The organism is Phyllobacterium trifolii, from assembly GCF_014192095.1.
In the GTDB taxonomy this organism is placed as follows: Bacteria; Pseudomonadota; Alphaproteobacteria; order Rhizobiales; family Rhizobiaceae; genus Phyllobacterium; species Phyllobacterium trifolii.
Window position 1 is genome coordinate 45,944 of the sequence record NZ_JACHXN010000005.1, and the last position, 18,300, is coordinate 64,243.

The window sequence follows — 18,300 nt, forward strand, 5'->3', positions numbered from 1 at the left end:
GGTATCGATGCCATCACCACCGTCGATACGATTACCTGACCCGACGCCACCGATGAAAAGATCATCCCCAGCACCGCCAGCCATGACGTCATCGCCGAGCGTGTAGTCCACGGTATCGATGCCATCACCACCGTCGATACGATTACCTGACCCGACGCCACCGATGAAAAGATCATCCCCAGCACCGCCAGCCATGACGTCATCGCCTTTGCCGCCGCTGATGAAATCGTTTCCCTCACCGTCGGCAAGGTAATCATTGCCTTCGCCGCCCTCGAGAATATCGTTGCCCGCACCTCCGTTCAAGCGGTCTGAACCCCCGCCGCCGCTGATCCGGTCATTGCCATCGCCGCCACGGACCCAATCATCGCCAAGACCGGTTACGATCCGGTCTGCGCCGGCGCCCCCATCGACCCAGTTGCGGCCATAGAAGGTATCGCTCGCCGTCTTAGAACCGGCCGAAATGGTGTCATTGCCGCTACCGCCACTCAGCCGGTTCTCTGCTTCGTTGCCCGCTATGACGTCGTTGCCGTCGCGGCCGTAAAGCCAGTCTGAACCTTCGCCGCCGCTTATGTGATCGTCGCCATTTCCACCGTCGAGCCAATCGCTGCCACTGCCGCCGATGATGAAATCCGCACCGTCGCCGCCGAAGAGATGATCGTTGCCTTCGCCGCCATTCAATCGGTCTTCGCCTGACTCTCCGGTCAGGCGATCATCGCCAGCATAGCCGGAGATAAAGTCGGCAAGCGGACCTCCATGCAATATGTCACGGTCAGACGTACCAGGGATATAGGTTCCCTCTGTGTCCAAGGCATCAATCCGCACCACGGCGGTGTGCCAGCTGTAGCCAAACTGCTGGTGGAGACGTTCCTCTTCCGCCACCGCGTGCACTCCTCACATCACGAAGTCATGGACCGACAACCCATCCTCGACATGCCCCGAGACCTCGGCGATCAGGTCGGCGATACCATCGCCGTTCATGTCGCCCTCGACCAGCCAATGGTCGATGGCCGTGCCACCCGAGGGGTCCTGTGGAGCGTGGAAAACCCGCAATTCGCCAGCGACGCCGGAGAAGTCGCTTTCGCCGATGAAATGGAAATCCTGATTGCCCGACGTGCTCGTGTCGGCATCGACCCGGCTGAGATCGATCCTGTCGCCTTCGCTGGCGTTGAAATCGACGATCGAGGTCACGGCGCTGTGTCCGCCCTGGGTCTGGAAACCGGTTTCGCCCTGACCGAATATGAACGTGTCCGCACCGGTCCCGCCCGCAAGGATATCGGATCCCGGGCCGCCTATGAGCTGATCATCACCGGCGCCACCGTTCAGCGTATCGTTGCCGGCGCCGCCATCGAGCGTATCGTTGTTGTCGCCGCCGCGCAGGAAATCATCGCCGGAACCACCAAGAAGATGATCGGCGCCCGCGCCGCCATCCAGCCAGTCCGGGCCTGAACCGCCGACAAGCGTGTCATCGCCAGCCCCGCCGTTCAGCCGGTCCTCGCCCATGCCGCCATCGAGCGTATCATTGCCATCGCCGCCATAGAGCCAGTCCTGTCCCGATCCGCCTTCCAGCCGGTCGTCGCCAGCTCCGCCGTCCATCCAGTCGCTGCCTTGGCCACCTGCGATGTAGTCGTTACCCGTACCGCCGTTCAGGCGGTCATCGCCGGAGCCACCGTTCAATGCGTCGTCGCCGGCGCCGCCAATGAGCGTATCGTTGCCGCGACCGCCATCGAGCAAATCGTTGCCTTCGCCGCCATCGAGATAATCGGCTCCGTTTCCGCCATCGAGCCAGTCCGTGCCGGCACCGCCAAGAAGGTGATCATCGCCATTGCCGCCATCGAGGCGATCCTCGCCCGCACCGCCATTGAGCGTATCATTGCCGTCCCGGCCATAGAGATAGTCCTCGCCGTCACCGCCGAGGAGCTTGTCGTCGCCAGTTCCGCCATCGAGCCAGTCGGTGCCTGCGCCACCAACGAGCGTATCATTGCCTTCACCACCGGAAAGACCGTCATTGCCATCCAGGCCGACGAGCACATTGTCGCCGGCATCGCCTGAGAGCTTGTCGTCAAAGGCGGAACCCACGAGATTCTCGAAACCGACGGCTAGCCGGTCGCCTTCGGCATCGCCGCCCCATGTGCCGAGCGCACCGGATCCATCGAGGCCGCCAAGGTGGACCATCACACCTTCGGATGAACCGACATAGGCCAGCGTATCGATGCCTTCATAACCGAAGAGCAGATCGCTGCCGGCCTTGCCCTGGATAAAGTCATTGCCGCTGCCCCCGAACAAGACGTCGGGTCCGTCGCCACCGGTGAGTATCTGGTCCAGGCCGTTTTCCGGGTGAATATTGAGGAGGTCGAGCAAGGAATTGTTCAGCGCCATCATGGCCCCCATTTTGAGACAGTTAGGAAGGAATTTATTGAGCTATATTTGGATATAGAACTAAATTTGGTATTTCATGCAAATGAATTTTTCATAACGAAGTATCGCAGAATATAATGGAAATGTACTTCAAATTTTGAATTAATTTATGCTTCGAATTATTATTGTTTTGGGGCCGCCGTACCAGACGTTACGGCTCGCACCGGCAAAAAATTCCACGCGACACCGATAATTACGGACTACAAATTCCCGATGAAAATTTTTCAAACGCAGGGGCTCGAATCGCATCCATGTTTTGCGCAAGAAAGCCAGAAAATGGGACAAGACTCAGCGATTCTAATGCAAGAATGTACGAAAACGGCGCAAGAATTTCAGCCGGCGCGTGTAATTTGGTTGCAAGCGATTGATCTTTCGTCCGCTGGGGTCTTCCGATGGCGTTGAGAACACCTGAGATCGAATGATTGCGACTCACCAGCCTTGCAACGGGTTGTAATAGGTCCATCTTGCCACATTGCAACTGACGTCGGATCTAATTAATATATTAATTGACCAGTTGGAGAATTCGATGGACACGCTTACCGCTCCCCGGCACTTGCGCCTTCACGCCAGTGACAATGTTATTGTTGCTGTCGATACGTTTCAGGTGGGCCAAAAAATCGAGGCAGTGACCGTGGCAAGCCGCGTTCCACGAGGGCACAAGCTGGCTTCTCGCTTGATTGCAGCGGGTGAACCTGTGCGCAAATTCGGCCAGATCATCGGCTCCGCCTCCAAGCGGATCGAAGCCGGCGAATGGGTGCACGAACACAATCTCGACTACAGCAATTTTGTTCGCGAACCGGATGCAACGCACTTGGTTCCTGCAAATGGCATTTTGCCCGTAGAGCAGCGCGCAACGTTCGAAGGTTTCCGCCGAGCCAACGGCCGCGCCGGGACACGCAACTATATCGGCGTTCTGACCTCAGTGAACTGTTCCGCTTCCGTCGCGCGCTTCATCGCAGAGGCGGTGCAGAAGTCAGGACTACTCGACGACTATCCGATGATCGACGGCATTATTCCGCTGGTGCATGGCGGCGGTTGTGCGCTCGACGTCAAAGGCGAAGGTTACGAAGTCCTGAAGCGTACCCAGTGGGGCTATGCGTCCAATCCGAACATTGCCGCTGTGCTGATGGTTGGTCTGGGTTGCGAAGGTTTCCAGATCGGCCGTTGGAAAGAAGCCTATAATATCGTCGAAAGTGACACGTTCCGCAGCCTGACGATCCAGGAAGTCGGTGGCACGCGCAAGACCATGGAGGCGGGCATTGCTGCCGTGCGCGACATGCTGCCGACCGCCGCCAATGTGAAGCGGGAGACCATTCCGGCATCAGAACTTATGCTTGCTTTGCAGTGTGGCGGTTCCGACGGCTATTCCGGCATCACCGCCAACCCGGCTCTCGGCGCCGCCGTCGACCTTCTGGTGCAGCAGGGCGGCACTGCGATCCTTTCGGAAACACCGGAAATTTACGGAGCCGAGCATCTGCTCATCGAGCGCGCTTCCAACCCGGAAGCTGTCGAGCGCCTGCAATCGATCATCGCCTGGTGGGAGGATTATACGGCCCGCAACAAGATGGAAATGAACAATAATCCCTCGCCCGGAAACAAGGCTGGCGGCTTGACCACAATTCTGGAAAAGTCCCTCGGGGCCGTGGCCAAATCCGGCACGACACCGCTTGAAGCGGTTTATGGTTATGCCGAGCCTGTCACCGCGCATGGTCTCGTTTTCATGGACACGCCCGGCTATGATCCAGTTTCAGCAACGGGACAGGTCGCGGGCGGTGCCAACATCCTCGCCTTCACCACAGGGCGTGGTTCGGCCTATGGTTGCAAGCCGACGCCATCGATCAAGCTTGCCACCAATACGCCCATGTATACCCAGATGATCGAGGACATGGACATCAATTGCGGCGATGTGCTCGATGGCGTGTCAATCGAGGACAAGGGCAGAGAGATTTTCGAGCATATTCTGAAGATCGCTTCAGGCCAGCGCAGCAAATCCGAAGAACTCGGCTATGGCGATGCAGAATTCGTCCCCTGGCAGATCGGCGCCACGATGTAATGCTCTATGCGGTGGTCTGCTGCTGTTTGGCGCGGGCTACGATCTGCGTTGGATTGACAAAACGCAGCGCGACCAACAACCAGACCAGCGTCGTGGCCATATAGACCACAGCCATCGCATCGATCGATTGCACAGCACGGACGCCTGAAGCAAAGACCGAATAGTAAAGCGCGACGACAAGCGTTTGGCTGGTCGGGCCCGCCGTAAGGAATGTCAGCTCGAACATCGCTACAGTACGCACCAGAACCAGCAGCAGGGCCGCCAGAATACCCGGCAGCAGCATGGGCAGTAGCACATGTCTGAACAGCTGGAATGTTCCGGCGCCGAACACGCGCGCCGCCGCCTCAATCTTTGGATCGATCTGTTCGATGAACGGGATCATGACGAGGATCACGAAGGGAACCGTCGGCACGAGATTGGCAAGAACAACGCCCCAAAAAGTGCCACCGACGCCAGCCTGATACAGCACCGTGGCGAGCGGGATGCCGAAGGTGATCGGCGGCACCAGCAGCGGCAGCAGGAACAGCAGCATGACCAGTTTTTTGCCAGGAAAATCGCGCCGTGCCAGTGCGTAGGCGGCGGTCACACCGAGGAGGCCAGACAAAGCGACAACGGTAAAGACAATCTGGAAGGTGACAATGAGCACGTCACTCAGCTGGAACTCCGACCACGCAGTGAAGTACCACTTCGTTGTCCAGCCAGCGGGTAGCCATGTGCCAAGCCAGCGTGTGCCGAACGAAGAAATGATAACGGTGGCGATCATCGCCACCAGATTGATGATAAAAAAGACGACGACTGCCCAGACAGCAGTGATCCAGATTTTGGCACCGATGGTTGTGTCGCGGATCATTGTCAGCCCTTTCCGCCCGCGGTCGAGCCGCGATAGAACATATTGCGGATACCAAGGATCGCCACGACGATGAGCAGTTGTACCACCGCCATGATCATCGCGACGGCTGAAGCCATGGAATAGTCATACTGCTCGAAGGCTGCCTGATAGGCGGCGATGGAGATGACGCGCGTCGGTCCCGCTGGCGCACCAAGCAGGATGGCCGAGGGGAACACGGCGAAGGCCTGGACAAACGACAGACAGAAGGAGATGGCAAGACCGGGAATCAGCAAGGGCAGCATGACATAACGGAAGCGCTGCCAGCTCCTGGCGCCGTGCGTGGCTGCCGCCTGCTCCAGAGCCGGATCGATGCCCGAGACATAGGACAGGGTAAGCAGAAACGTGAACGGAAAGCCTGTGATGATCAGGGAAGCGAAAACGCCCCAATAATTGTTGGTCAATTTGAGTGGCCGATCGATTGCGCCAAGAAGCATCAATGTCCGGCTGAACCAACCCTGTGGGCCGAGATAGTTCAACAGGCCTTCTGCAACAAGCACCGTGCCAAGCGTCACTGGCAAAACCAGGATGGTCGTGAGAAGCCTCTGATGCGTCATCAGCCGCACACGGAAAGCCACCGGTAGCGCGATGGCTATGCTGATGATCGTCACCGGCACAGCCAGCCACAGCGTGGTCAGGATGGTGTCATACAAAAACGGATCGGAGAAGAATTTTCTATAGTTGGCAAAGGCGCCTCCCTCGGCCGGGGTGAATGACAAAATCAACCCGTAGATAAAGGGATAAATGAATACAGCCAGGAGAAAGAGTACCGCTGGCAGGACAAGGAGAGTAACACCATCAATGCCCCGCAGCGCCAGTCGGCGCCGCAGCGACATGCGATTGTCGAAGGGGGTTGAGATAATGCTCGCCATTTGCCGTTACGCCGCAAAAGCCAGCGCGCGCGCCGGATCTATGGAGAGCCAGATCGAACTGCCAAGCTCGGCCGTTTGCGGCGCATGAAAGACGAGCTCCAGACCCTCCGCCGTACGCGCCGTTCCAACGAATTCGCGCCCGCGATATTCGATGGTCTCGACAACAGCCTCGACGGTTTTATCAGACTTTTGGCCGGCAACGACGTCGTCGGCCCGGGCCGCGATAACAGCGCTATCACCGACTTTCAAATTATCCCGTGCAGTCCCCGTCAACATGGCTTTGCCAACGACAACGCTGGTGCGATCACCATCCGTGCCGACGACCTTGCCGGTCAGGCGATTGCGGTAGCCCATGAACTCGGCGACGTCCAAATGATCGGGTCGTTCGTAAAGATCGCTTGGTGCGCCCACCTGACGTATTTCACCATCACGCAGCACGACGACGCGATCCGCCAAAGACAAGGCCTCGTCCTGATCATGGGTGACGTAGACAGTGGTGGCGCCAAGCTGATTGTGGATGCGGCGAATTTCGGCACGCATCTCAAGGCGCAACTTGGCATCAAGGTTGGATAGCGGCTCGTCCATCAATACCAGCGGCGGCTCAATGACAATCGCCCGTGCAATCGCAACGCGCTGTTGCTGGCCGCCCGACAATTGCCCCGGCAATTTATGGCCCTGTCCTTGCAGGCGGACTAGATTCAGCGCCTCTTCAACACGCTTTTCCATCTCCGCCTTGGCAACCTTGCGCATCTTGAGGCCGAATCCGATATTTTGGCGCACCGTCATGTGGGGAAACAGCGCATAATTCTGGAAGACCATGCCGAAGCCGCGATCCTCCGGCTTTAGTGTATCGATGCGCTTGTCGTCGATGAAAATGCCTCCACCCGTCGTCGATAACAGTCCGGCAATGCAGTTGAGCGCCGTTGACTTGCCGCAACCGGACGGCCCGAGCAATGCGATGAATTCACCCTTGCGGATCGATAGCGATACATCCTTCAACGCGTTGTGCGTTCCAAAAGCGCGGCTCATCCGGTCAAGCCGGATCTCACTGAATGGCGATGACGCAAGCAGCATCGGGTACCCTTATAAACGGACATCACCCGGACAGCCTCCGGATGATGCGATGATCGGTAATTTCAGGACTTCTTGCCCGCGACTTCTTCATCCCAACGGCGGAATGCAACGACCATCGAAGATGGCTCCAGCGGAATTTCGACGGGATTATTGGCAATCCAATCTGCGTATTCCTTGCGGCCGAACTCTGCGATCGCATCCTGGCTTTCTTGCGGAGCCATGGTGATCGGCACATCCTTCACCGCCGGACCCGGATAGAAATAACCCTGATCATAGGTGAAAGCCTGTTGTTCAGGTGTCAGCAGGAAGCTCATCATATCGAGAAGGACCGCAAGCTTGTCGTCCGCAATGCCTTTCGGAACGCACATGTAATGAGCATCGGCGACCCAGTGAAAACCTTTGAGGGTCGCGACTGCCGCTTCCTTCGGAACGACCCCAAGCACACGCGGATTGATATCCCAGCCGGTGGTGGAGACAGTCATGTCGCGCGTGCCTTCACCGAGTTCCTTCATCAAAGCGCCAGTGCCGGTCGGATAGTACTCGATATATTTATGCAGCTCCTTGAGGTAGGTCCAAGTTTTGTCCCAGCCTTTTACCGGATCACGCGGATCAGTGTCGCCGAGGAGGTAAGGCAGGCCCATCAGGAAAGTGCGGCCGGGGCCGGAATTTGCAGGGCGTGCATAGAGAAACTTGTTGGGGTTTTCCTTGGCCCAGGCCAGAAGCTCTTCCGCTGTGGTTGGTACCTTCTTGACGCGATCGGGCATATATTCGAGCAGCGGGCCGGATGGGTAATAGGTGACCACCACACCGACGTCTTTACCGAGCGCTAGCATGCGATGGGCAGGTTCAAGATAGATTGCCGCCAGATCGGGCAGAGAGGCGGAGTGATCCGGCAAAAGCTTGATCCACAGGTCCTGAGCGATACCTGCAGAGAGGGCATCGGTACCTGTCAGAACGAGATCGATATCCAGCCTGTTTGCCGCCTGCTGAGCCTTGATCTTGCCCGGAAGTTCCGGAGCTGGCGCCTTGGTGAAGGTGATCTTCGATACAAGTTCCGGCTTGGCCTTGGCGTAATTCTCGATGGCTGTCTGCGTCAGCGCTAGATTGCCCGCTACGTCGGCGATATTCAGTGCTACGGGTGAGGTTGGCAGCGCAAGTTTGGACTGAGCAAATAGTCGCGTTGCAGGCAACGTGGCGACTGCTGCCAGACCGCCAATGGCTTGTCTGCGTGTGATGCGGATCATGGTTTCCTCCCTGTTGGCTCAACGCCCCGTTTTCAGGCATGGCCGGGGTTCCCAGTATCCGGCCGCAGTCGAGATTTGATATATTAATCTATCAGATCGAGATAGCAAGGGCTTTTGCGCCTTATGACGTCATCCCGGCAACGGTTCGTGCCGCGCCATCCTCTAGAAGCTTTTCCAGAGCGTGGCCGACGGTTTGGCGAAATTCCTGGTTTCCGGGAAGATCTTTGCCGAAGATCTGGTCAAGACCGAGATAGGCATTCATAAGGTCGTCAGAGGTTTTCCCGGTTGTGCGCTGCTTAAATTGATCGGCAAACGGATCGCGCACATCGATTGGCTTGCCGTTTTCGTCCACTCCCGTAGCGTAGCGCATCCAGCCGGCGACGCCGAGAGCGAGACGGTCGAAAGGTTTCTTCTGTTCCAAACGCTGCCGGATCGTGTTCAACAAGCGTTGCGGCAATTTCTGCGAGCCGTCCATGGCGATCTGCCACGTGCGATGGCGCAGCGCCGGGTTGCGAAAGCGTTCGCGTAGCTGAGCTTTGTAGGCGTTCAGATCAAATCCTGGAAGCGGTGGAAGTGTCGACGTGATCTCTTCGTCCATCATGGTTTCAATGAATGCGCTGAAGCCCTCCGCCTTCATCACATCGGAGACCGTCTCGTGACCCGCGAGATAACCGAGATAAGCCAGGGTTGAGTGGCTGCCATTCAAGAGCCGAAGTTTCATCAGTTCGAATGCATCGACATTATCGACGAATGTTGCGCCGAATTTCTCCCATGCCGGGCGGCCGGAAGGAAAATGATCCTCCACCACCCACTGTGTGAAAGGCTCGGTCATGATCGGCCATGCATCGAATAGTCCCGTAGCCCGTGCCGTCGTGGCGCGATCAGCATCGGTTGTAGCCGGGACAATCCGGTCAACCATGGTCGAGGGAAAGGCGATACTTTCGCCAATATACCGCCCAAGCCCAGCGTCGCGCAGTTCGGCGAAACGTGTGACCACCCGCTTTAGCGTTTCGCCATTGGAGGGAAGGTTATCGCACGACAACAGCGTGAAAGGCGCGGTACCATTCGCGCGGCGCCGGGCCAGCGCTTCAACGATAAAACCAATAGCTGAGCGCGGTGCAGCAGGTTCAGCAAGGTCATGAACGATATCGGCGTGAGATTCGTCGAGCGAGGCGGTGGCGGGCGAATAGCAATATCCTTTTTCCGTCACGGTCAGGGAAACGATCCTGACGCCGGGATCTGCCATCGCAGCGAGCACTGATTCCGGATTTTCGGGTGCGACCAGAACTTTTGCGACACTGCCGATCACACGGAAGCTATCGCCGCCGCCATCGCGGGATGCGACAGTGTAAAGTCCGTCTTGCGGTTCGATTGCCTCTTTCGTATCGCCACTGCGCAACGAAACGCCCAGTATGCCCCAGCGATTGTCGCCACTGGCGAGTACGCTGTCCGTATAGACGGCCTGATGTGCTCTGTGGAATGCACCGATGCCGAGATGCACGATACCAATTCGAGCCGGGCTTCGATCATAGCCGGGTTGCTTCACATTCGATGCCAGATGATGCAGCGTCGAGTCGGAGAGGCGGAGCATTTCAGTCATTCTGTGCCTGCAATTGTGGTTTCTATTTCAAAGCTTGTAAGTCTGTTTCGCCAGGCGGTAGGCAAGATCATGCGCGATTTCCACCGCCTCGTCCTCCTCCAACCTGTGATCGGCAACGAGCCGAGCCAGATACGCGCAGTCGACACGACGCGCCATGTCATGGCGCGCGGGAATGGACATATAGGCACGCGTATCGTCGTTAAAGCCAACCGTATTGTAGAAGCCAGCGGTCTCCGTGGTCAGTTCACGGAAGCGGCGCATACCTTCCGGACTATCATGGAACCACCATGCGGGGCCAAGGCGCAGAGCTGGATAATGGCCCGCGAGAGGCGCGAGTTCCCGGCTGTAGCTGGTCTCATCGAGGGTGAAGAGGACAAGCGTCAAGCGAGGATCGTTGCCAAACGCGTCAAGCAGAGGTTTCAGTTCCTCGACGTAGCCGGTCGAGCGCGGAATATCGGCGCCCTTGTCCGTTCCAAACCGTTCGAACAGAGCGGGATTGTGATTTCGGTAGGAGCCGGGATGAATCTGCATGACCAGACCATCCTCGATACTCATTCGTGCCATTTCCGTCAGCATCTGTGCGCGGAAGAGGTCAGCATCTTCAGGCGAAGCACCTTTTAGCACGCGTTCGAATAACGCTGACGCCGCAGAGACAGGAAGATCAGCGGTACGCGCGTTCGGATGACCGTGATCGCTCGACGTGGCGCCACGCCGTTTGAAATAGGCACGGCGCACCCGATGCGCTTCGAGATATCCCTCATAGTCGAGCTTGGTGCCTGCAAGCGCAACGAAATCCTCTACGTTGGTGATAAAGTCCGTACGAGACGCATCTACGACCGCATCGGGGCGGTAGGCAGGAATGACGCGGCCATCCCAACCTGACTTCAAGATCGCATCGTGCGCTGCGAGTTGATCGGTCGCCGCATCGGTCGTCGAGATGACTTCAATGCCAAACTGTTTGTAGAGCGCCCGCGGACGCATGGATGGTTCTGTCAGGCGCTCTGCAATCCGATCATAAAGCGCATCTGCATTCTTCTCGCCAAGCCGCTCCTCAATGCCGAAAACCGTTTCCAGTGCATGCTCGAACCACAGGCGGGAGGGTGTGCCCCTAAACAGATAGAAGTTCTTCGCAAACAGCCGCCATATCTTGCGGCCGTCAGCCTCAACCGGGCCTCCATCCTGACGCGGCACGCCAAGATCTTCCAACCTCACACCCTGTGAATAGAGCATGCGAAAAATATAATGATCTGGCTTGACGAACAGGCTCGCCGGGTCCGGAAAGGCTTCGTCATTGGCGTACCAAAGCGGATCGGTGTGACCATGTGGCGCGATAATCGGCAGCCTCTCGACCGCGCTGAACAGACGGCGGGCAATCCCCCGTGCATCGGGTTCGATTGGGAAAAGTCGATCAGGATGAAGTGCCATTATGCGTCCTTGCTACCACATCGTGCCTGCACCGACCTGGATGCGAAGCCGTTAATGCTCCGTTTATGATGGCAGGTTGCGCCATTTGTGAACATTGGTAACGATGATCTTGGCGAACAGTAAATAATAATATATTAGTATGTCAACCGAAACTGAATGCATTTGATATCATCGCATAACGCCGGTCTCGGACTATGAATTCAAATAGAATTCCATCATTCAATAGATCGGATGATCCGTGAAGATGGAAATGGAGCACTGCAATGACAGCAGAGAACCAGGGAGACAAAGGCTTAGCCATTGCAACGCCGTCCGAGGTGCGAACTTCAGGTGTCAATCGCGGTGCGCGCGCGACAAGCCCCGGACCTCGCGGGGCACCGGCCGGGCGGATGACCACTGCCACCGCAATTTACCGCGAGCTGCACGCAGCCATCGTAGCGATGGAGATGACACCGGGAACTGCCCTCAATGAGAAGGTCCTGACCGAACGCTTTGGCGTCAGTCGCACGCCGGTGCGCGAAGCGTTGATCCGCTTGGTTGAAGACGGACTTGTCGATGTCTTTCCGCAATCGGGAACATTTGTCGCCCGCATTCCTGTTGCCCTGATCCCCGAGGCTGTGGTGATCCGCCAGGCGCTCGAGGGAGCAACCGTGGAGCGTGCGGCGGCCGTCGCAACGGCCAAGGATGTCGAATGGCTCGATGAAATCCTTGCCCGCCAGCGCTTTTTTGCCGATCGTCAGAACACGAGCGCGTTTCACGAGGCCGACGAGGCTTTCCACGAAGCGATTGCCGGAATTTCCGGCCATCCGGGCATCTGGCACTATCTCAAGCCAGTGAAGGTGCAGATCGATCGGGCGCGGCGTATGACGTTGCCGGGTTTGGGCCGCATGGAGCATGTTCTTTCCGAGCACCAGATCATTCGTAATGCCATCGAAGCCCATGACGTGCCGGCCGCCTGTGCGGCGATGAAACAGCATCTGAATGCCGTCATCCCCGATATTGAAACCTTGAGAAAGAGCCACCCAGGATCATTTGTTTGAATGGGATCGGCGATATAATTTGACGGAGGAATGAATGCGTCAGGCATGGCGATGGTTTGGCCCAAAAGCCGGTGTCTCACTCGATAACGTGCGGCAGGCCGGCGCGACCGATATCGTTTCGGCGCTCCACGAGGTTCCAATTGGTGAAGCATGGACAATAGCGCAGGTGCACGAGCGTAAATCATTGATCGAATCGACACCTGCCGGGCGGACACCGCTGACCTGGTCGGTGGTCGAGAGCATTCCGATTCCTGATGCGGTGAAGCGCCTCGGCGGTGCTGCCAAACATGAGATTGCCGCCTGGATCGCTAGCATGGAAGCACTTGCGGCCAATGACATCAAGGTCATCTGCTACAACTTCATGCCCGTGGTCGACTGGTGCCGCACCGATCTCGACTATGTCACGCCTACCGGTTCGACGGCCATGCGCTTCGACCACAACGTGTTCGCTGTGTTCGATTTGCACATCCTGCAGCGAGACGGTGCCGAAAATGATTACTCAAAGGCTGACCGCGAGATTGCCGGCGACCTTTATAATGCCATGGGTGCCCAGGAAATCGCTGAGCTTACGCGCAATATCGCCAGCGCGCTCCCTGGCTCGACCACCGAACCGCTGACCATACCGGCGTTCCGCGATAGGCTCGAAACCTATTCCGGCATCGATGCGAACCGCCTGCGTCAGCATCTGATTGAATTCCTGGAGGTTGTGACACCGGTTGCCGATGAACTCGGCGTAAAGCTGACCTTGCATCCGGATGATCCGCCCCGTTCGCTCTTCGGCCTGCCGCGTATTGCTTCGACTGAAGCAGACTATGCGGCGCTGTTCGATGCAGTACCCTCCCCTGCAAATGGCATGTGCCTTTGTACTGGCAGTCTTGGTGTGCGGACTGACAATGACCTGCCCAAGATCGCCAGGCACTTTGCTTCACGCATCCACTTCACCCACCTGCGGGCGACGACCCGCGAAGGTGATGGCCGCAGCTTTCACGAAGCGGCTCACCTTGAAGGCGACGTGGATATGGTGGCGGTGTTGCGCGAGCTTCTCACCGAAGACCGCAAGCGCGACAAGGCAAACAGTATCATTTTCCGCTCCGATCATGGACACCGCATGCTCGACGATCTGAACAAGGACGTGACGCCAGGTTATCCGGCGATTGGTCGCCTGCGCGGCCTTGCCGAACTGCGCGGAATTATACATGCACTGGATGCCTCCGCGCTGGCATAATCCGGATCGATCTTTTAGTTTTTAAAGCCCTGGTTTTTCGCGAACCGGGGCTTTTCTACATCCAAAGGTACACCGATTTTTTTACGTATTAGCCAATATGCAATCGACGCTAAATAATTCTATTATAATTCATCACATTGTGGCCATATTGTCGACCGTTTGCAGTCATACCGCATTTAACTGCAAGCATCGGTCATCACTTTTTGAATCATATTAAGACGAGTTTTTTGAGTAACTTAGATCATATTTCGGATTGGTCTCGACAAAGTTTCGGAAACGGGTCACCCCAAGGCCACATTTCTCCAAAATAGAGGGAGCTACTCGCTCACGCCACGATCTACTTGCCCGGGGGTCAATCTCTACGCGTGTGTCTTCAGTCCGGCAGTTTTGCCGCGGGCTACCACAAGTGTGAATTTCACATGATCTCCTTCGCAAGTATCCGCACGGTACTTATTTCATCCATCCTTTTTCTAATGTTGGGCGCTGTATCCGCCAGTGCCGGTTCGGCCTGTGGCGGTGCTTCCTGGTACGCTCTTCATTCTAGAACCGCTTCCGGTGAACGGATGAATCCCTCCGCTCTCACCGCAGCTCATCGCACCTTGCCGCTCGGCTCGCGCGTCAAAGTAACCAACCAGCGCAATGGCAAGACGGTCGTGGTGCGCATCAACGATCGGGGGCCGTTTGTCAGGGGCCGCATGCTGGATCTCTCGAAAGGTGCAGCTAGCCGCCTTGGCTTTATCGGCGCTGGCCACACCAATATCTGCATGGCCCGCTTGTAACCTCGCAGGATGTTGATGCCGTCTCGGCATTGACCTTGACCATTGAACGTGACATCGCCATGTGAACACTCCTAATCCTGTCGGGGGACGTTCCATGGCACTCAAAGTCGCGGTCCAGATGGACCATATCAATTCGATCCGGATCGCTGGCGATACAACCTTTGCGCTTTGCCTCGAGGCGCAAAAACGCGGTCACATACTCTACCACTATACCCCCGACAGGCTCAGCATGCGCGATGGCGTGGTTTCTGCACGCGTGGAAGAACTCAGCGTCCGCGATATCGAAGGCGATTATTATACGCTGGGAGAACCGATTTCGCGCGATCTGTCGGAAATGGACGTGGTTCTGCTACGCCAGGACCCGCCCTTCGACATGCATTACATCACGACCACGCACATGCTGGAGCGGATCCATCCGAAGACGCTTGTCGTCAACGATCCTGCTTGGGTGCGCAACAGCCCCGAGAAGATTTTCGTCACCGAGTTCCCCGATCTAATGCCGGAAACGCTGATCACCAAGGATCCATTGGAAATCGCGGCATTCCGCAAGGAATTCGGCGATATCATTCTGAAACCGCTTTATGGCAATGGCGGCGCAGGTGTGTTTCACCTCGCCGATGGCGACCGCAACTTGACGTCATTGCTGGAAATGTTCGGCCAGATGTTCCGCGAACCATTCATTGCGCAGCGTTATTTGAAAGATGTGCGCTCGGGTGACAAACGTATCATCCTGATCGATGGCGAGCCTGTTGGCGCCATCAACCGAGTGCCATCTGAAACCGATTCGCGTTCCAACATGCATGTGGGCGGTCGTGCCGAGAAGACCGAACTCACGGATCGAGAACGCGAAATCTGCGCGCGTATTGGACCGTCCTTGCGCGAGCGCGGTTTCATTCTGGTGGGTATTGACGTGATCGGTGACTATATGACCGAGATCAATGTCACTTCTCCGACGGGCGTTCGCGAGGTCAAGCGTTTCGGTGGTGCAGATATTTCGGCGCTGTTTTGGGATGCGGTGGAAGCCAAACGTCAGTAATTCTCATCCCTCCGATCTGTTCTCTTATTGTTCTTGTCATGCAGATTGAAGTGTGCTGATGTACGTTCTTTAGCATTCTTCATTTTCAAACGTCTGCATTTTTCAAGAAAGATTTCATGGTTACCCGCGTTCGTACGGTTGCCTTCCAGGGTATTGAAGCTCAGCCTGTCGATGTGCAGGTGATGATTGCCCCCGGCAAAATGGGAATGCATATCGTTGGTCTTCCGGACAAGGCAGTCGCCGAAAGCCGGGAGCGGGTCCAGGCGGCACTACATGCCTCCGGGCTTTCAATGCCCGTCAAGAAGGTGACAGTGAATCTCGCGCCTGCCGATTTGCCCAAGGAAGGAAGCCATTACGATCTGCCGATCGCCGTGGGATTGATGGCAGGGCTTGGCGCCATGCCTGCCGACGCACTTCAGAACTATGTAGTGCTCGGTGAACTGTCGCTTGATGGAACCATCACCCATGTCGCGGGTGTGCTGCCCGCAGCAATTGCTGCCAACCGACAAGAGAAGGGGCTGATATGCCCGGCATCCTGTGGCCCGGAAGCCGCATGGGCCGGCTCCGACATCGATATCCTTGCGCCGCGCAGTTTGATCCAGCTGGCCAATCATTTTCGCGGTACACAGGTCCTGTCACGTCCTGAGCCCGTCATGCATACGAGCGCGATGGGACTGCCAGATCTTGCAGACATAAGGGGCCAGGAAAGTGCGCGGCGCGCGCTGGAGGTCGCGGCAGCGGGTGGGCACAACCTCTTGATGATGGGCCCGCCAGGATCCGGCAAATCCATGCTGGCGCAGCGTCTGCCCTCCGTCCTTCCGCCATTGCTGCCGCGTGAGTTGCTCGATGTCTCGATGATCGCCTCGATCGCCGGCGAACTCATGGGCGGCAAGTTGACGGACAGACGACCATTTCGCGCGCCGCATCACTCGGCATCCATGGCGGCTATGGTTGGAGGTGGTATCCGGGCAAGGCCGGGGGAAGTCTCGCTGGCCCATCGCGGCGTGCTGTTTCTCGATGAATTTCCCGAGTTTACACCGCAGGTCCTGGATTCATTGCGCCAGCCACTGGAGACTGGCGAATGCATGATCGCGCGCGCCAATCACCGTATCTCCTATCCGGCGCAGATCCAGCTTGTTGCGGCGATGAACCCGTGCCGCTGCGGCATGGCGGGGGAACCCGGCCATCAATGTGCGAGGGGGCCACGGTGCCGGCAGGATTACCAGGCAAGGATTTCTGGGCCTCTTCTGGACCGTATCGACATCAGGATTGACGTCCCGTCCGTGAGTGCTACCGATCTCATACGCCCGCACTCTTCGGAAAGCAGCGCATCCGTCGCTGAACGGGTCGCGCGAGCGCGGACAATCCAAAAAAGGCGTTATGAGGAATTGGGTTTTCCAACCATCACCACAAATTCTCAGTGCTCCGTTGCGCTTATCGAACAGGTGGCACAACCGGATGGACCCGGTGTTTCGTTGCTGCAGCAGGCGAGCGAGCAAATGCGCTTCTCCGCCCGGGCCTATCATCGGGTGTTAAAAGTTGCGCGGACCCTTGCAGACCTCGACGGACAAGAAATCGTCGGGCGCATTCATCTTGCCGAAGCCATCTCGTACCGGATGGGTGCGGATTCGATGTCGACAGCTTGAGCAGAGCTACCTCATGACGCGATTCCGTTAACACACATAAAAACTGCCAGACCTTCTGATCTGGCAGTTTTCGAAATAGGTTGAGGTCGACTTCGCCCGATTATTGGACCGAACCAACCAGAATATTCGTGGGAGCCTCAATGCTGACCCAGCGACCCGAATTGTTGGTCGCCTGACGTTTAAGGTAGGTATATGGGGTTTCTGACCAGTTCTTTACGCCGTCAACAAGGTTATCAAGGACGAAGTCGCCCTTGTCAGTGCGGACGGTCAGCACAGCGTGACCTTCACCATCGGGCTTGCGCACCACGGTAATCAATAGATTTGCCGGAGAAATGCCCGACTGCATCAGGTCGCGTCGCTTCAAAAGGACATAATCCTCGCAATCGCCAACCTTGTCGGGATAGGCCCAATACTCTTCAACGCCGTAGATTTCCATATCGGTCAATGGCTTGATCTTATGGTTGTCATTGCTGTTGACGTTGACGATCAACTGCCAAAAATCATGGTTCATCTTTTCGGGCATGACATTCCGGCTGCGGATGGAGCATTCTTCCGGGAGCCGCTTGCAGAATTCATAATGGCCGATTGGCTGTGATGTCAGCCCTCCGGTGGTCATGAATGCTTCGGAGGCAAAAGCGACGTTTGCGCCAAGCGTACCCGCGAAGAGCGCCATGGCGACTATGGTCTTTACAACCCCTTCTACCCCGAACATGCTTTACTCCAGACCCGATCGCTATCGTTAACAAAACGTTAATGGCGGGAGGGGACACGAGTCAATCACAATGGCGCCACGATCCAGCCATTGTTAATATATGGTTAAAATTTGAAATTTCGCATTCCCCCAATATTCATGAGGGCTCCAGCGATGCGTCAGAAATTGCGTCGGCTACTCGAAATTCGGGCCGGCACAAGATTTTGGCCACTGGGAACCATACGATAGCCTATTGATTTCAAATGGTTTATTGTCAAAACGAGAGGGACCGCGATAAGCAAGACTACCAATCG

General features: G+C 56.8%; 15 protein-coding genes. 6 read left to right on the forward strand and 9 right to left on the reverse strand.

Annotated elements, in window-relative coordinates; all coding sequences use genetic code 11:
- Both FHS21_RS09105 and FHS21_RS09110 read right to left on the reverse strand, forming a co-directional pair.
- On the reverse strand, positions 1–879 hold an 879-nt coding region (locus FHS21_RS09105; protein WP_312879858.1), incomplete at its 3' end, for a calcium-binding protein.
- A gap of 12 nt (positions 880–891) precedes the next feature.
- On the reverse strand, positions 892–2,379 hold the full coding sequence (locus tag FHS21_RS09110; RefSeq protein WP_183661720.1) for a calcium-binding protein: 1,488 nt from the start codon (positions 2,377–2,379) through the stop codon (positions 892–894).
- Between the two features lie 562 nt (positions 2,380–2,941).
- Here FHS21_RS09110 and FHS21_RS09115 point away from each other — a divergent pair.
- On the forward strand, positions 2,942–4,468 hold the full coding sequence (locus tag FHS21_RS09115) for a D-arabinonate dehydratase (protein ID WP_112524761.1): 1,527 nt from the start codon (positions 2,942–2,944) through the stop codon (positions 4,466–4,468).
- A 4-nt stretch (positions 4,469–4,472) separates the two neighbouring features.
- Here FHS21_RS09115 and FHS21_RS09120 read toward each other — a convergent pair whose 3' ends face one another.
- From FHS21_RS09120 to uxaC, 6 genes are all read right to left on the reverse strand, one after another.
- Positions 4,473–5,318, reverse strand: coding sequence for an ABC transporter permease (locus tag FHS21_RS09120; protein ID WP_112524764.1), 846 nt, complete (start codon positions 5,316–5,318; stop codon positions 4,473–4,475).
- Positions 5,319–5,320: 2 nt separating this feature from the next.
- Positions 5,321–6,226 carry an ABC transporter permease gene (locus FHS21_RS09125; protein ID WP_183661722.1) on the reverse strand — a complete coding sequence of 302 codons (906 nt, stop codon included), beginning with the start codon at positions 6,224–6,226 and terminating at the stop codon, positions 5,321–5,323.
- 6 nt (positions 6,227–6,232) lie between these two features.
- Complete coding sequence (locus FHS21_RS09130; protein ID WP_112524769.1) at positions 6,233–7,300, reverse strand: ABC transporter ATP-binding protein; 1,068 nt, start codon at positions 7,298–7,300, stop codon at positions 6,233–6,235.
- A gap of 62 nt (positions 7,301–7,362) precedes the next feature.
- A complete protein-coding gene (locus FHS21_RS09135; RefSeq protein WP_112525196.1) occupies positions 7,363–8,541 on the reverse strand; it encodes an ABC transporter substrate-binding protein in 1,179 nt (392 codons plus the stop codon).
- Between the two features lie 124 nt (positions 8,542–8,665).
- A complete protein-coding gene (locus FHS21_RS09140) occupies positions 8,666–10,144 on the reverse strand; it encodes a mannitol dehydrogenase family protein (protein ID WP_112524772.1) in 1,479 nt (492 codons plus the stop codon).
- A 27-nt stretch (positions 10,145–10,171) separates the two neighbouring features.
- Positions 10,172–11,569 (reverse strand): glucuronate isomerase, encoded by a 1,398-nt coding sequence (uxaC, locus tag FHS21_RS09145; protein WP_112524775.1) that lies wholly within the window; start codon positions 11,567–11,569, stop codon positions 10,172–10,174.
- Positions 11,570–11,832: 263 nt separating this feature from the next.
- Between uxaC and FHS21_RS09150 the strand changes: the two genes are divergently transcribed.
- From FHS21_RS09150 to FHS21_RS09170, 5 genes are all read left to right on the forward strand, one after another.
- A complete protein-coding gene (locus FHS21_RS09150; protein WP_112524778.1) occupies positions 11,833–12,609 on the forward strand; it encodes a GntR family transcriptional regulator in 777 nt (258 codons plus the stop codon).
- A gap of 34 nt (positions 12,610–12,643) precedes the next feature.
- Positions 12,644–13,834: a mannonate dehydratase gene (gene uxuA / locus FHS21_RS09155; protein WP_112524780.1), complete on the forward strand. Its 1,191-nt coding sequence runs from the start codon at positions 12,644–12,646 to the stop codon at positions 13,832–13,834.
- A gap of 473 nt (positions 13,835–14,307) precedes the next feature.
- Positions 14,308–14,613: a septal ring lytic transglycosylase RlpA family protein gene (locus FHS21_RS09160; RefSeq protein ID WP_183661873.1), complete on the forward strand. Its 306-nt coding sequence runs from the start codon at positions 14,308–14,310 to the stop codon at positions 14,611–14,613.
- Positions 14,614–14,707: 94 nt separating this feature from the next.
- Positions 14,708–15,649 (forward strand): glutathione synthase, encoded by a 942-nt coding sequence (gshB, locus tag FHS21_RS09165; RefSeq protein ID WP_112524786.1) that lies wholly within the window; start codon positions 14,708–14,710, stop codon positions 15,647–15,649.
- 116 nt (positions 15,650–15,765) lie between these two features.
- Positions 15,766–17,295, forward strand: coding sequence for a YifB family Mg chelatase-like AAA ATPase (locus tag FHS21_RS09170; protein WP_112524789.1), 1,530 nt, complete (start codon positions 15,766–15,768; stop codon positions 17,293–17,295).
- A 100-nt stretch (positions 17,296–17,395) separates the two neighbouring features.
- Here the strand turns inward: FHS21_RS09170 and FHS21_RS09175 are convergent, their stop codons facing one another.
- Complete coding sequence (locus tag FHS21_RS09175) at positions 17,396–18,007, reverse strand: transglutaminase-like cysteine peptidase (RefSeq protein ID WP_112524792.1); 612 nt, start codon at positions 18,005–18,007, stop codon at positions 17,396–17,398.
- Between the last annotated feature and the right edge of the window lie 293 nt (positions 18,008–18,300).